This window comes from Streptomyces tibetensis (genome assembly GCF_007655005.1).
GTDB classification, from domain to species: Bacteria; Actinomycetota; Actinomycetes; order Streptomycetales; family Streptomycetaceae; genus Streptomyces; species Streptomyces tibetensis.
Genome location: NZ_SZVW01000005.1, coordinates 69,672 through 84,152 on the forward strand (window position 1 = coordinate 69,672; position 14,481 = coordinate 84,152).

The following is a 14,481-nucleotide window of genomic DNA, read 5'->3' on the forward strand; positions in this document are numbered from 1 at the left end:
ACCGAGCCACCAGGACCGCCTCCGTGACAACGATCACCCCCGACCCCGGCAACCAGAGCAGCACCGGCCCCTCACTTCGCCCGGAGGCGGGTACGCCCGGTACGCTCACCGCCGTGCCACACGCTGATCAGTCCCAAACCACCCAGAAGGGCCATCCCGTGACATACCCCGGGCCGCCCAGGCCGGTTCAGGTCTCCGCCACACCCCTCGCGGAACTCGCCGGTCAGCTGGGTGCCACCGCGCCGGAGAGCGCCGCCGAGGTCACGGGCATCACCCACGACTCGCGTGCCGTGCGCCCCGGTGACCTGTACGCCGCCCTCCCGGGGGCCCGGGTGCACGGCGCCGACTTCGTCAACCAGGCCGCGGGTCTGGGTGCCGCCGCCGTGCTGACCGACCCCACCGGCGCCGAGCGCGCCGCCGCGTCCGGCCTGCCGGTCCTGGTCGTCGACGACCCGCGCGCGCAGATGGGCGAGCTGGCCGCCACGATCTACGGCCACCCCGGCCGGGACCTGCTCCAGATCGGCATCACCGGCACCTCCGGCAAGACCACCACGGCCTACCTCGTCGAAGGCGGCCTGAAGACGGTTCGGTCCACCGGCCTGATCGGCACGGTCGAGATGCGCATCGGCGAGGAGCGCATCAAGTCCGAGCGCACCACCCCCGAAGCCACCGACCTCCAGGCCCTGTTCGCCGTCATGCGCGAACGCGGTGTGGACGCGGTCGCCATGGAGGTCTCCAGCCACGCCCTGGTCCTCGGCCGGGTCGACGGCTGCGTCTTCGACATCGGCGTCTTCACCAACCTCAGCCCGGAACACATGGAGTTCCACTCGGGCATGGAGGACTACTTCCAGGCCAAGGCGCAGCTCTTCACGCCGAAACGCGGCAAACTCGGCGTGGTCAACGTCGACGACGAATACGGACGCCGGCTGGCGAACGAGGCCACCGTCCCGGTCGTCACCTACTCCGCCGAGGGCCACCCCGACGCCGACTGGCGCGCCGAGGACGTCGAGGTCGGCCGGCTGGACTCGACGTTCACCGTCGTCGGTCCCAAGGGCGAGCGGATCAGTGCCAGGTCGCCGCTGCCGGGTCCCTTCAACGTGGCCAACACCCTGGCCGCGATCGTCGCCCTCGCCGTAGCCGGGCTCGACCCGCAGGCCGCCGCCGACGGCGTCGCCGCCGTCCCGGGCGTCCCGGGCCGCCTGGAGCGCGTGGACGCCGGGCAGCCCTACCTCGCGGTCGTCGACTACGCCCACAAGACCGACGCCGTCGAGTCCGTGCTGCGCGCCCTGCGCAAGGTCACCGAGGGCAGGCTGCACATCGTCCTCGGCTGCGGTGGCGACCGGGACAAGACCAAGCGCGAACCCATGGGCGCCGCCGCGGCGCGGCTCGCCGACACCGCCGTACTGACCTCCGACAACCCGCGTGGCGAGGACCCTCTCGCGATCCTCGCCACGATGCTCCAGGGCGCTGCGTCCGTGCCCGCGCACGAGCGCGGCGAGGTGCAGGTCTTCGAGGACCGGGCCGCGGCGATCGCCGCCGCCGTGGCCCGCGCCGAGCCCGGCGACACCGTGCTGGTCGCGGGCAAGGGCCACGAGCAGGGCCAGGACATCGCCGGGGTGGTCCGTCCCTTCGACGACCGCCAGGTGCTCCGCGAAGCCATCCAGAAGACCCAGGGATGAAAATCCAGAAGACCCAGGGGATGAACTTGTGATCGCCCTCTCCCTCGCCGAGATCGCAGAAGTCGTCGGCGGGCAGACGCACGACATACCGGATCCGTCCGTCCAGGTCACCGGCCCGGTGGTCCGGGACTCCCGAGAGGCGGGGCCGGGCAGCCTGTTCGTGGCCTTCGCCGGGGAACGCGTGGACGGCCACGACTTCGCGGCGGCGGTCGTCGAGGCGGGAGCGGTGGCCGTGCTCGGCACCCGGCCCGTCGGCGTCCCCGCCATCGTCGTGGACGACGTCCAGAGCGCCCTCGGCGCCCTCGCGCGGCACGTCGTACGCCGGCTCGGCGCGACCCTCGTCGCCCTCACCGGCTCGGCCGGCAAGACCAGCACCAAGGACCTCATCGCGCAGGTGCTGCAGCGCAAGGCGCCGACGATCTTCACGCCCGGCTCGCTCAACAACGAGATCGGGCTGCCCCTGACAGCGCTCAGCGCCACCGAGGAGACGAAGTTCCTCGTGCTGGAGATGGGCGCCCGCGGCATCGGGCACATCCGCTACCTCACCGGCCTGACGCCCCCGAAGGTCGGTCTCGTCCTCAATGTCGGCAGCGCCCACATCGGCGAGTTCGGCGGCCGCGAGCAGATCGCGCAGGCCAAGGGCGAGCTGGTGGAGGCACTGCCGTCCGAGGCCGACGGCGGCACCGCGATCCTCAACTCGGACGACCCCTACGTACGGGCCATGGCCTCCCGAACGAAGGCGAAGGTGGTCTATTTCGGAGAGTCCGGCGAAGCGGACGTTCGGGCCGAGAACGTGCGACTCACGGACACCGGACAGCCTTCGTTCAGGCTTCACACACCCTCCGGTGCAAGCGATGTGACCATGCGCCTGTACGGTGAGCACCACGTGTCGAACGCGCTCGCCGCGGCCGCCGTCGCCCACGAGTTGGGCATGTCCGCTGACGAGATCGCCGTCGCGCTCTCCGAGGCGGGCTCCCTCTCCCGCTGGCGGATGGAGGTCACCGAGCGCCCGGACGGCGTGACGGTCGTCAACGACGCCTACAACGCGAACCCCGAGTCGATGAAGGCCGCGCTGCGCGCGCTCGCGGCCATGGGCAAGGGGCGTCGTACGTGGGCGGTGCTCGGCAAGATGGCCGAGCTCGGGGACGAGGCTCTCGCCGAGCACGACGCGGTCGGGCGGCTCGCCGTCCGGCTCAACGTCAGCAAGCTCGTCGCAGTCGGTGGCAGGGAAGCCGCCTGGCTGCAACTGGGCGCATATAACGAGGGTTCGTGGGGTGAGGAGTCGGTGCACGTGTCCGACGCACAGGCGGCGGTCGACCTGTTGCGCAGCGAGCTGCGCCCGGGGGACGTCGTGCTCGTGAAGGCGTCCCGTTCGGTCGGTCTGGAGAGCGTGGCGCAGGCGCTCATCGAGACCGGTGCCGAGGGTGAGGTTTCCGCCCGATGATGAAGCAGATCCTGTTCGCAGGAGTCATTGGCCTCTTCCTGACCCTGGTCGGGACCCCGCTGTTGATCAAGCTGCTCGCCCGCAAGGGCTACGGCCAGTACATCCGCGACGACGGCCCGCGCGAGCACGCCAGCAAGCGCGGTACGCCGACCATGGGCGGCATCGCCTTCATACTGGCCACGGTCGCCGCGTACTTCCTGGCCAAGGTGATCACGGGCTATCTGGACCCGGACGTCGACGCGGCGCCGACCTTCTCGGGCCTGCTGGTGCTCGGCCTGATGGTCGGCATGGGCCTGGTCGGCTTCCTCGACGACTACATCAAGATCGTCAAGCGGCGTTCGCTCGGTCTGCGGGCCAAGGCGAAGATGGCCGGCCAGCTGATCGTCGGCATCAGCTTCGCGGTGCTGTCGCTGCAGTTCGCGGACAACCGCGGCAACACCCCGGCCTCCACGAAGCTGTCGTTCATCACGGACTTCGGCTGGACGATCGGCCCCGTGCTGTTCGTGGTCTGGGCGCTGTTCATGATCCTCGCCATGTCGAACGGCGTGAACCTGACCGACGGTCTGGACGGTCTGGCCACCGGCGCCTCGGTCCTGGTCTTCGGCGCCTACACCTTCATCGGTGTCTGGCAGTTCCAGGAGTCCTGCGCCAACGCGCGGACGCTGACGAACCCGGGCGCCTGCTACGAGGTGCGCGACCCCCTCGACCTCGCGGTAGTGGCCTCCGCGCTGATGGGCGCCTGTCTCGGCTTCCTGTGGTGGAACACCTCACCGGCCAAGATCTTCATGGGTGACACCGGTTCGCTCGCGCTCGGCGGTGTGCTCGCCGGCCTCGCGATCTGCTCGCGCACCGAGCTGCTGATGGCCATCCTCGGTGGCCTCTTCGTCCTCATCACCATGTCCGTGGTGATCCAGGTCGGTTCGTTCCGCCTCACCGGGAAACGCGTCTTCCGGATGGCGCCACTCCAGCACCACTTCGAACTCAAGGGCTGGTCCGAAGTGCTCGTCGTGGTCCGCTTCTGGATCATTCAGGGTATTTGTGTCATCGTCGGACTCGGCCTCTTCTACGCGGGATGGGCAGCGGACAAGTGACCTCCTCGGAGCCCTTCGACTTCCAGGGCAAGCACGTCACCGTCGCCGGGCTCGGCGTCTCCGGCGTCCCGGCGGCCAAGGTGCTGCACGGCCTCGGCGCGATCGTCACGGTCGTCAACGACGGCGCCGACGAGCGCGCGCGGGCTCAGGCGGCCGACCTGGAGGCGCTCGGCGTCACCGTGCGCCTCGGCGACGGCGAGACTCTGCCGGAGGGCACCGACCTAATCGTCACCGCCCCCGGCTGGCAGCCGGACAAGCCGCTGTTCGCGGCGGCGGGGCAGGCGGGCGTCCCGGTCTGGGGCGACGTCGAACTGGCCTGGCGCCTGCGCGGCCCCGACGCCGCCGACTGGCTCGCCGTCACCGGCACCAACGGCAAGACCACCACCGTCCAGATGCTGGCGTCGATCCTCAAGGCGGCAGGCCTGCGCACCGCAGCCGTCGGCAACATCGGCGTCTCCCTGCTGGACGCGGTGCTCGGCGAGGAGCAGTACGACGTCCTGGCCGTGGAGCTGTCCAGCTACCAGCTGCACTGGGCGCCCTCCCTGCGCGCCCACTCGGCCGCCGTGCTGAACCTCGCCCCCGACCACCTCGACTGGCACGGCTCCATGGAGGCGTACGCCGCCGACAAGGGCCGCATCTACGAGGGCAACCGCGTCGCCTGCGTCTACAACGTCGCCGACAAGGCGACCGAGGACCTGGTCCGCGAGGCCGACGTCGAGGAGGGCTGCCGCGCCGTCGGCTTCACCCTCGGTACGCCCGCGCCCTCCCAACTCGGCGTGGTGGAGGGCATCCTGGTCGATCGTGCCTTCGTCGAGAACCGGCAGAAGAACGCCCAGGAGCTCGCCGAGGTCGCCGACGTCAACCCGCCGGCCCCGCACAACATCGCCAACGCCCTCGCCGCGGCGGCCCTCGCCCGCGCCTACGGCGTGCCCGCCAAGGCCGTACGGGACGGCCTGCGGGCGTTCACCCCGGACGCGCACCGCATCGCGCACGTCGCGGACGTGGACGGCGTCGCCTGGATCGACGACTCCAAGGCCACCAACACACATGCCGCAGAAGCCTCGTTGGCGGCGTACGAACCGATCGTGTGGATCGCGGGCGGACTGGCGAAGGGCGCGACCTTCGACGAGCTGGTCGCCAAGTCGGCGAAGCGGCTGCGGGGTGCCGTGCTGATCGGCGCGGACCGCGCGCTCATCCGACAAGCCCTGGCGCGACACGCCCCGGAGGTACCCGTCGTCGACCTCGACCGGACCGACACTGGGGCGATGCGCGCGGCGGTCCAGGAGGCGCGGAAACTCGCTCAACCGGGCGACACAGTGCTGCTGGCACCGGCCTGTGCCTCCATGGACATGTTCGCCAACTACAACAAGCGCGGGGACGCCTTCGCGGACGCCGTCCGTGAGCTCGGCTCCGCCGACGGCTGACCCGGGTCCGCCTCGCCCGGCGGCGACGCCGGGCGTACCTGGGAGGGACGCGTGACACGGATGTGGCTGGTGCCCGAGCGGCCTGGGGGCGTGCACCGCGCACCGTTCCCCTCCGGCACGGCAGGGTGAGCCGCGATGCCCACCAGCCGCACCGGACGGCCTCCGACCCCCCGCGCCCCCAAACGCCCCGTCGCGCCACGGCTTGCGCGTGAGAACCGCGTCCTGAGCCTCTACGCCCGCGCGCGCAGGGGCTGGGACCGGCCGCTGACCGCCTACTACCTGATCCTCGGCGGCAGTCTGCTGATCACCGTGCTCGGGCTGGTGATGGTCTACTCGGCCTCCCAGATCACCGCACTGCAGATGTCGCTGCCGGGTTCGTACTTCTTCCGCAAGCAGTTGCTCGCGGCGGGCATCGGCACCGGACTGCTGTTCGCGGCCTCGCGGATGCCGGTGAGACTCCACCGGGCGCTCGCCTACCCCATCCTCGCGGGCGCCGTCTTCCTCATGGCCCTGGTGCAGGTCCCGGGGATAGGGGTGTCGGTCAACGGCAACCAGAACTGGATCTCCCTCGGCGGCTCCTTCCAGATCCAGCCCAGCGAGTTCGGCAAGCTCGCCCTGGTGCTGTGGGGCGCCGACCTGCTCGCCCGCAAGCAGGACAAGAGGCTGCTGAACCAGTGGAAGCACATGCTCGTGCCGCTGGTACCGGCCGCCTTCATGCTGCTCGGCCTGATCATGATCGGCGGCGACATGGGCACCGCCATCATCCTCACGGCCATCCTGTTCGGCCTGCTCTGGCTGGCCGGCGCCCCCACGCGGCTGTTCGCCGGGGTGCTGTCGATCGCCGCCGTCCTCGGCCTGATCCTCATCAGGACCAGCGCCAACCGCATGGCCCGTCTGCAGTGCCTGGGCGCCACGGAACCCCAGTCGGGGCCCGTCGACTGCTGGCAGGCCGTGCACGGGATCTACGCCCTCGCCTCCGGCGGAATCTTTGGCTCCGGACTGGGCGCCAGTGTGGAGAAATGGGGCCAACTCCCCGAAGCCCACACCGACTTCATCTTCGCCGTCACCGGTGAGGAACTGGGCCTGGCGGGGACGCTGTCGGTACTCGCCCTCTTCGCGGCTCTAGGCTATGCGGGTATCCGCGTGGCCGGACGCACGGAGGACCCCTTCGTCAGGTATGCCGCGGGAGGTGTGACCACCTGGATCACGGCGCAGGCCGTGATCAACATCGGTGCGGTGCTCGGTCTGCTGCCGATCGCCGGCGTCCCCCTCCCGTTGTTCTCCTACGGGGGATCCGCCCTGCTGCCGACCATGTTCGCCATCGGGCTGCTGATCGCCTTCGCGCGTCAGGACCCCGCTGCGCGGATGGCGCTTGCGATGCGGCAACCCCGCTTTGGTAGAAAGCGGGGGGCGGGGGGCACCGGTTCCGGTCGGAGTCCCCGGAGATGGAACACGATGCGACGGCGTGCCTCGGTGGTGCGCTCGTCCGGAGAGCGGTGAATTTCGGTGCATGTCGTACTCGCCGGCGGAGGAACCGCGGGCCACATCGAGCCCGCGCTCGCCCTCGCGGACGCCCTGCGCAGGCAGGACCCGAGCGTGGGCATCACGGCCCTGGGCACGGAGCGCGGCCTCGAGACCCGTCTCGTACCCGAGCGCGGGTACGAACTCGCGCTGATCCCCGCCGTTCCGCTGCCGCGCAAGCCCACCCCCGAGCTGATCACGGTCCCCGGCCGGCTGCGCGGCACCATCAAGGCGACCGAGCAGATCCTGGAGCGCACCAGGGCGGACGCCGTGGTCGGCTTCGGCGGCTACGTCGCCCTGCCCGGCTACCTCGCGGCCAAGCGCCTGGGTGTGCCGATCGTGATCCACGAGGCCAACGCCCGCCCGGGCCTGGCCAACAAGATCGGCTCGCGGTACGCCAGCCAGGTCGCCGTCTCCACGCCCGACAGCAAGCTGCGGGGCGCCCGCTACATCGGCATCCCGCTGCGCCGCTCCATCGCCACCCTGGACCGGGCCGCCGTACGCCCCGAGGCCCGGGCCGCGTTCGGGCTCGACCCGAACCTGCCCACGCTGCTGGTCACCGGTGGCTCCCAGGGCGCCCGCCGCCTGAACGAGGTCGTCCAGCAGGTCGCACCCTGGCTCCAGCAGGCCGGGATCCAGATCCTGCACGCGGTCGGCCCGAAGAACGAACTGCCGCAGGTCCACCAGATGCCGGGGATGCCCCCCTATGTCCCGGTAAGTTACCTGGATCGGATGGACCTCGCGTACGCCGCGGCCGACATGATGCTCTGCCGCGCGGGCGCGATGACCGTCGCCGAACTCTCCGCCGTCGGGCTCCCGGCCGCCTACGTCCCGCTGCCCATCGGCAACGGCGAACAGCGGCTCAACGCCCAGCCGGTGGTCAAGGCCGGCGGCGGACTGCTCGTCGACGACGCGGAACTGACTCCCGAGTGGGTCCAGCAGAACGTGCTGCCCGTGCTCGCCGACCCGCACCGGCTGTACCAGATGTCCCGCTCCGCCGCCGAGTTCGGCCGCCGGGACGCCGACGACCTGCTCGTCGGCATGGTGTACGAGGCGATCGCCGCCAACCGTGCACACCGATAGGACTGTATGACGGAAGGCAGGGGAGCGTGGCCGGATCGACCACCGCCGAACGCGGTGAACGCCAGCAGGAGTCGTCCGGCCCGCCGCCCCGCCTGCGGTCGAGGCGCGCCCGGCTCCGCGCGATCGTCCTCCTGGGCCTCGCCCTGGTCTTCCTCGGCATCCCGACGGTCTGGCTGTTCTACGGCTCCGACTGGCTGCGCGCCGAGCACGTCTCCGTCTCTGGTACCCGCGTCCTGACACCGGCTCAGGTCGAAGCGGCGGCCGAGGTTCCGTTCGGGAAGCCGCTGATTTCCGTCGACACCGATGCGATCGAGACGCGACTGCTCCGGAAATTGCCCCGAATTGACTCGGTTGACGTGGTCCGCTCCTGGCCCCATGGAATCGACCTGAAAGTGGTTGAGCGGACTCCGGTTCTGGTTGTCCAAAAGGGCGGAAAGTTCGTCGAAGTGGACGATGACGGTGTCCGCTTCGCCGCGGTTTCCGAGGCCCCGAAAGGCGTCCCGGCACTGGAATTGACGCTTCCCCGGTCCGGCTCCGCCGCCGCGAGCCTGCGCCGCTTCGGCGAGCCCCGGCTGGTGCGCGAGGCCGTCGGCGTCGCCCGCGCGCTTCCGGCCGCCGTCGCACGCGAGACACAAACCGTCAAGGTCCGTTCCTACGACGCCATCTCGCTTCAGTTGAGGGACGGCCGCACGGTCGTCTGGGGAAGCAGCGAGAAGGGTGCCGCGAAGGCCCGTACGCTCACCGCTCTGATGAAAGCCTCGCCCGATGCGGGGTACTTCGACGTGAGCGTCCCCACCGCGCCCGCGTCATCAGCGAGTTGACGCACATCTGCGCAGGCCAGCACCCTGGTTGGGCAGCGCTACGGCTGATCACATAGGGTGAAAAGAAAAACGGGAGGTTCGGCGTGTTCGTTGAACGTGCGCCACTTGTCGACTTAGTGTCCTGTTCAGAAGACTCCAAGGAACGGACACACTGGTAACCCTAAACTTCAGGGTTAGGGTTCGGGTCGGCGATACGGACCGTCCCATTCGGCATCAGTCGTCGGGTCGCGGGGCGCAGGGCGTCACGCTGATTCGGCGACACGTAACTCGAGGCGAGAGGCCTTCGACGTGGCAGCACCGCAGAACTACCTCGCAGTCATCAAAGTCATCGGTGTCGGCGGCGGTGGTGTCAATGCCATCAACCGGATGATCGAGGTCGGTCTCAAGGGCGTCGAGTTCATCGCCATCAACACCGACGCGCAAGCTCTGTTGATGAGCGACGCCGACGTCAAGCTGGACGTCGGCCGTGAACTCACCCGCGGACTCGGCGCCGGAGCCAACCCGGACGTGGGCCGCAAGGCCGCCGAGGACCACCGCGAGGAGATCGAGGAGGTCCTCAAGGGGGCCGACATGGTCTTCGTGACGGCCGGTGAAGGCGGCGGCACCGGCACCGGCGGCGCGCCCGTCGTGGCCAACATCGCGCGCAACCTGGGTGCCCTCACCATCGGTGTGGTCACGCGCCCGTTCACCTTCGAGGGACGGCGCCGCGCGAACCAGGCCGAGGACGGCATCGCCGAACTGCGCGAAGAGGTCGACACCCTCATCGTCATCCCGAACGACCGGCTGCTGTCCATCTCGGACCGCCAGGTCTCGGTGCTGGACGCCTTCAAGTCGGCCGACCAGGTCCTGCTCTCCGGTGTCCAGGGCATCACCGACCTCATCACCACCCCCGGCCTCATCAACCTCGACTTCGCCGACGTCAAGTCGGTCATGTCCGAGGCCGGCTCCGCCCTCATGGGCATCGGCTCGGCCCGCGGCGACGACCGCGCGGTGGCCGCCGCCGAGATGGCGATCTCCTCGCCCCTGCTGGAGGCGTCCATCGACGGCGCCCGCGGTGTGCTGCTCTCCATCTCCGGTGGCTCCGACCTCGGCCTGTTCGAGATCAACGAGGCCGCCCAGCTGGTCAGCGAGGCCGCCCACCCCGAGGCCAACATCATCTTCGGCGCGGTGATCGACGACGCCCTCGGCGACGAGGTGCGGGTCACCGTGATCGCGGCCGGCTTCGACGGCGGCCAGCCGCCGGCCAAACGGGACAACGTCCTCGGCTCGTCCTCGGCCAAGCGCGAGGAGCCGGCCCCGGCACGGCAGACCGAGAGCCGTCCGTCCTTCGGATCGCTCGGCAGCGTGACCCCGAAGGAGGACCCGGAGCCCGCTCCGAAGCCGGTCGAGGACATCCCGGTCGCCCCGCCGGTACCGCCGGCGCCGCGGACCTACTCGGACAGCGCGGCCGAGGAACTGGACGTACCGGACTTCCTCAAGTGATCCTTCAGTCGTGATAGGACAGCGCGAAAGCGCGAGCGGCGCGCACTTCGGCTTCACCGACCGGTGGGGCGGGGTGAGCGCCGCTCCGTATGAGGAGCTCAACCTCGGTGGAGCGGTCGGTGACGATCCCGACGCCGTACGCACCAACCGGGACCTGGCCGCCAAGCACCTGGGGATCGAGCCGGACCGTGTCGTCTGGATGAACCAGGTGCACGGGGCCGACGTGGCGGTGGTGGACGGGCCGTGGGGATCGGCGGCCCAGATCCCGTCCGTCGACGCGATCGTCACCACGCGCCGGGGGCTCGCCCTCGCCGTGCTCACCGCCGACTGCGTGCCGGTGCTGCTCGCCGACCCCGCCGCCGGAATCGTCGCCGCGGCCCACGCGGGCCGGCCCGGCATGATCGCCGGGGTCGTGCCGGCCGCACTGCGCGCGATGACGGAACTGGGCGCCGAGCCTTCCCGGATCGTCGCCCGCACCGGGCCCACCGTCTGCGGCCGGTGCTACGAAGTGCCCGAGGCGATGCGCGCCGAGGTGTCCGCCGTCGAGCCGGCGGCGTACGCCGAGACCAGTTGGGGCACACCGGCGGTCGACGTGAGCGCCGGAGTGCACGCCCAGCTCGAGCGGCTCGGAGTGCGTGACCGGGAGCAGTCGCCGGTGTGCACGCTGGAGTCGCGCGATCACTTCTCGTACCGCCGCGACCGCACCACCGGTCGGCTCGCGGGTTATGTGTGGCTGGACTGACAGGACATGACGGACCGTAAGGACGAACTCGCCGCGAATCTGGCGAAAGTGGAGCGGCGCATCGCCGACGCGTGCGCGGCCGCGGGGCGGGCACGCGACGAGGTGACCCTGATCGTGGTCACCAAGACCTATCCCGCGAGCGACGTGCGGATCCTCGCGGAACTCGGGGTGCGGCACGTCGCCGAGAACCGCGACCAGGACGCGGCCCCCAAGGCCGCAGCCTGCTCGGATCTGCCCCTCACCTGGCACTTCGTGGGTCAACTCCAGACCAACAAGGTGCGCTCGGTGGTCGGTTACGCGGATTTCGTGCAGTCCGTCGATCGTTCCAAGCTCGTCACAGCTTTGTCGAAGGAGGCCGCCCGGACCGGACGGGAGCTGGGATGCCTCATCCAGGTCGCACTCGATGCCGGTGAGAGCGCCCGGGGCGAGCGGGGCGGCGTCGCGCCCGGCGGGATCGGGGAGTTGGCCGATCTCGTGGCCGCCGCGCCGGGGCTCCGGCTCGACGGACTGATGACCGTAGCACCGCTGACCGGCGAGTACGCCGGGCGCGAACGGGCGGCCTTCGAGCGGTTGGTGGTTTTGTCGACCGACCTGCGCAGGAGTCATCCGGCTGCCACCATGGTCTCGGCAGGGATGAGTACGGACCTCGAGCAGGCCGTGGCGGCCGGAGCGACACATGTGCGCGTCGGCAGCGCGGTACTCGGAGTCCGCCCCAGGCTCGGGTAACGTCGCCAAGAAGTCGGACCACAGCAGAAAATATGGTCATTGCCGCCGAAAGGCGGATTCAAGGACCACGTGGATCGCGGGCACTTGGCAGTCGTCAGCCGATCCACCACAGAGCGGAGGACTCAGAGCATGGCCGGCGCGATGCGCAAGATGGCGGTCTACCTCGGCCTCGTGGAGGACGATGGGTACGACGGCCGCGGATTCGACCCCGACGACGACTTCGAACCCGAACTGGACCCGGAGCCCGAGCGGGACCACCGACGGCACGAGCCGTCCCACCAGCCGCACGTCTCACATCAGCCCCAAAGGGACGAAGAGGTACGAGTCGTACAGCCGCCCGCGCCCCGCGAACCGGCCGCCCGCTCTGCTTCGCTACCCGCGGAATCCAGCCGCCCGGCGCGCATCGCGCCCGTGGCGTCCATCACACAAGAACGCGCAAATCTGGAGAAGAACGCACCGGTGATCATGCCCAAGGTCGTGTCCGAACGAGAGCCTTACCGGATCACCACGCTTCACCCACGGACCTACAACGAGGCCCGTACCATCGGGGAACACTTCCGTGAGGGCACCCCGGTGATCATGAATCTGACTGAGATGGACGACACAGATGCGAAGCGACTTGTCGACTTTGCGGCAGGTTTGGTGTTTGGTCTTCACGGCAGTATCGAGCGGGTGACGCAGAAGGTGTTCCTGTTGTCGCCTGCTAACGTCGATGTCACGGCGGAGGACAAGGCCCGCATCGCAGAGGGCGGGTTCTTCAACCAGAGCTGAGACGCACCACCGGAACAGCAGTACCGAGCAGGGCACAGGGGAGAGGGAAGCAAGAGGTCATGAGCGTGGTTTTGGATGTCGTCTACATCGCGCTGATGTGCTTCCTCATCGTGCTCATCTTCCGGTTGGTCATGGACTACGTCTTCCAGTTCGCCCGCTCGTGGCAACCCGGCAAGGCGATGGTGGTCGTTCTGGAGGCCACTTACACTGTCACCGATCCACCACTCAAGCTTCTGCGGCGGGTCATCCCGCCGCTGCGTCTCGGGGGCGTGGCGCTCGACCTGTCCTTCTTCGTACTGATGATCATCGTCTACATCCTGATCACGCTCGTGCGGAACGCGATGTGAGCGATGTGACAGCTACGGTCTTGCCGACTGCCGACGACAACGTTGAGGTGAAGAAATGCCGTTGACCCCCGAGGACGTGCGGAACAAGCAGTTCACGACCGTCCGCCTCCGAGAAGGCTATGACGAGGACGAGGTCGATGCCTTCCTCGATGAGGTCGAAGCCGAACTGACCCGCCTGCTCCGAGAGAACGAGGACCTGCGCGCCAAACTGGCCGCGGCCACGCGCGCTGCTGCGCAGAACCAGCAGAACATGCGCAAGCCTCCGGAGCCGCAGCAGGATCAGCAGCAACAGCAGCAGGGCATGCGCGGTCCGGGTGGTCCCGTCCCCGCCGGCATATCGGGCCCGCCGCAGCAGCAGATGGGTGGCCCCATGGGTGGCCCGCCCCAGCTGCCGAGCGGTGCCCCGCAGCTGCCCGCCGGCCCCGGCGGTCAGGGTGGACCCCAGGGTCCCGGTCCGATGGGCCAGGGTCCGGGTCCGATGGGCCAGCCCCCGATGCAGCAGCAGATGGGCGGCCCGATGGGCGGCCCCGGCCCCATGGGCGGCCCGATGGGCGGCCCCGGTCAGCAAGGCCCCGGTGGCGACAGCGCCGCCCGTGTCCTCTCGCTGGCCCAGCAGACCGCCGACCAGGCGATCGCCGAGGCTCGTTCCGAGGCCAACAAGATCGTCGGCGAGGCGCGTTCGCGTGCCGAGGGTCTGGAGCGTGACGCCCGTGCCAAGGCCGACGCCCTGGAGCGGGACGCGCAGGAGAAGCACCGCGTCGCGATGGGCTCCCTGGAGTCCGCCCGCGCCACGCTGGAGCGCAAGGTCGAGGACCTGCGCGGCTTCGAGCGCGAGTACCGCACGCGCCTGAAGTCGTACCTGGAGTCGCAGCTGCGCCAGCTGGAGACCCAGGCCGACGACTCGCTGGCTCCGCCGCGCACCCCGGCGGCCGCGTCCCTCCCGCCGTCCCCGGCGCCTTCCATGGCTCCGGCCGGCGCGAGCGCCCCGTCCTACGGTGGTGGCAACCAGACGATGGGCGGCGCACCCTCGCCGTCCGGTCCGTCCTACGGCGGTCAGCAGCAGATGTCGCCGGCGATGACCCAGCCGATGGCGCCGGTCCGTCCGCAGGGCCCGTCCCCCATGGGTCAGGCGCCCTCGCCGATGCGGGGCTTCCTGATCGACGAGGATGACAACTGACGGCCTGATGGCCAGTAGTACGGCATAGACGTCGGCAGCGTTCAGGGCGAGGCCCCGGGTTCCCACCCGGGGCCTCGCCCTTTTGCTCCGTGTGTTCGTCGTCACCGCGCACCCGTGTTCGTGCGTACGCAACGCCGAAGGCCCGGGCCCGCCAAGATCTTTGGCGGGCCCGG

General features: G+C 69.9%; 13 protein-coding genes. All 13 read left to right on the forward strand.

The genetic code is table 11. From position 1 onward, the window contains the following. Positions 1-158 precede the first annotated feature (158 nt). The 13 genes from FDO69_RS09680 to FDO69_RS09740 all read left to right on the forward strand — a co-directional run bounded on the left by FDO69_RS09680 (position 159) and on the right by FDO69_RS09740 (position 14,308). Positions 159-1,679, forward strand: a complete 1,521-nt coding sequence (locus tag FDO69_RS09680; protein WP_104779350.1) for a UDP-N-acetylmuramoyl-L-alanyl-D-glutamate--2,6-diaminopimelate ligase — start codon at positions 159-161, stop codon at positions 1,677-1,679. A gap of 28 nt (positions 1,680-1,707) precedes the next feature. Further along, on the forward strand, positions 1,708-3,123 hold the full coding sequence (locus tag FDO69_RS09685; protein WP_104779351.1) for a UDP-N-acetylmuramoyl-tripeptide--D-alanyl-D-alanine ligase: 1,416 nt from the start codon (positions 1,708-1,710) through the stop codon (positions 3,121-3,123). After that, a complete protein-coding gene (gene mraY / locus FDO69_RS09690) occupies positions 3,123-4,214 on the forward strand; it encodes a phospho-N-acetylmuramoyl-pentapeptide-transferase (protein ID WP_104779663.1) in 1,092 nt (363 codons plus the stop codon). The genes FDO69_RS09685 and mraY overlap by 1 nt, the downstream gene beginning before the upstream one ends. Further along, positions 4,196-5,638, forward strand: coding sequence for a UDP-N-acetylmuramoyl-L-alanine--D-glutamate ligase (murD, locus tag FDO69_RS09695; RefSeq protein WP_170320860.1), 1,443 nt, complete (start codon positions 4,196-4,198; stop codon positions 5,636-5,638). The genes mraY and murD overlap by 19 nt, the downstream gene beginning before the upstream one ends. 135 nt (positions 5,639-5,773) lie before the next feature. Next, the gene (gene ftsW / locus FDO69_RS09700) at positions 5,774-7,138 is read left to right on the forward strand and encodes a putative lipid II flippase FtsW (RefSeq protein ID WP_104779353.1); all 1,365 of its coding nucleotides are present in this window, start codon (positions 5,774-5,776) and stop codon (positions 7,136-7,138) included. Between the two features lie 6 nt (positions 7,139-7,144). Beyond that, entirely contained in the window at positions 7,145-8,242 is a 1,098-nt protein-coding gene (gene murG / locus FDO69_RS09705) for an undecaprenyldiphospho-muramoylpentapeptide beta-N-acetylglucosaminyltransferase (protein ID WP_104779354.1), read from the forward strand. A 26-nt stretch (positions 8,243-8,268) separates the two neighbouring features. Next, positions 8,269-9,063: a cell division protein FtsQ/DivIB gene (locus tag FDO69_RS09710; RefSeq protein WP_104779355.1), complete on the forward strand. Its 795-nt coding sequence runs from the start codon at positions 8,269-8,271 to the stop codon at positions 9,061-9,063. 288 nt (positions 9,064-9,351) lie between these two features. Beyond that, on the forward strand, positions 9,352-10,545 hold the full coding sequence (gene ftsZ / locus FDO69_RS09715; protein ID WP_104779356.1) for a cell division protein FtsZ: 1,194 nt from the start codon (positions 9,352-9,354) through the stop codon (positions 10,543-10,545). Positions 10,546-10,555: 10 nt separating this feature from the next. Beyond that, positions 10,556-11,287 (forward strand): peptidoglycan editing factor PgeF, encoded by a 732-nt coding sequence (gene pgeF, locus FDO69_RS09720; protein WP_104779357.1) that lies wholly within the window; start codon positions 10,556-10,558, stop codon positions 11,285-11,287. Between the two features lie 6 nt (positions 11,288-11,293). Beyond that, positions 11,294-12,013 (forward strand): YggS family pyridoxal phosphate-dependent enzyme, encoded by a 720-nt coding sequence (locus tag FDO69_RS09725; protein ID WP_104779358.1) that lies wholly within the window; start codon positions 11,294-11,296, stop codon positions 12,011-12,013. A 129-nt stretch (positions 12,014-12,142) separates the two neighbouring features. Then, the gene (locus FDO69_RS09730) at positions 12,143-12,784 is read left to right on the forward strand and encodes a cell division protein SepF (protein WP_062926338.1); all 642 of its coding nucleotides are present in this window, start codon (positions 12,143-12,145) and stop codon (positions 12,782-12,784) included. A 59-nt stretch (positions 12,785-12,843) separates the two neighbouring features. Continuing rightward, positions 12,844-13,131 (forward strand): YggT family protein, encoded by a 288-nt coding sequence (locus FDO69_RS09735; protein WP_062926337.1) that lies wholly within the window; start codon positions 12,844-12,846, stop codon positions 13,129-13,131. Between the two features lie 55 nt (positions 13,132-13,186). Next, positions 13,187-14,308 carry a DivIVA domain-containing protein gene (locus FDO69_RS09740; protein ID WP_104779359.1) on the forward strand — a complete coding sequence of 374 codons (1,122 nt, stop codon included), beginning with the start codon at positions 13,187-13,189 and terminating at the stop codon, positions 14,306-14,308. Positions 14,309-14,481 lie beyond the last annotated feature (173 nt).

What these genes read in the sequence shown, in the direction of transcription:
- FDO69_RS09725 (WP_104779358.1), top strand. Translation starts at nt 11,294, where the DNA reads ATGACGGACCGTAAGGACGAACTCGCCGCGAATCTGGCGAAAGTGGAG.
- ftsW (WP_104779353.1), top strand. Translation starts at nt 5,774, where the DNA reads ATGCCCACCAGCCGCACCGGACGGCCTCCGACCCCCCGCGCCCCCAAA.
- FDO69_RS09740 (WP_104779359.1), top strand. Translation starts at nt 13,187, where the DNA reads ATGCCGTTGACCCCCGAGGACGTGCGGAACAAGCAGTTCACGACCGTC.
- murD (WP_170320860.1), top strand. Translation starts at nt 4,196, where the DNA reads ATGGGCAGCGGACAAGTGACCTCCTCGGAGCCCTTCGACTTCCAGGGC.
- FDO69_RS09730 (WP_062926338.1), top strand. Translation starts at nt 12,143, where the DNA reads ATGGCCGGCGCGATGCGCAAGATGGCGGTCTACCTCGGCCTCGTGGAG.
- mraY (WP_104779663.1), top strand. Translation starts at nt 3,123, where the DNA reads ATGAAGCAGATCCTGTTCGCAGGAGTCATTGGCCTCTTCCTGACCCTG.
- FDO69_RS09735 (WP_062926337.1), top strand. Translation starts at nt 12,844, where the DNA reads ATGAGCGTGGTTTTGGATGTCGTCTACATCGCGCTGATGTGCTTCCTC.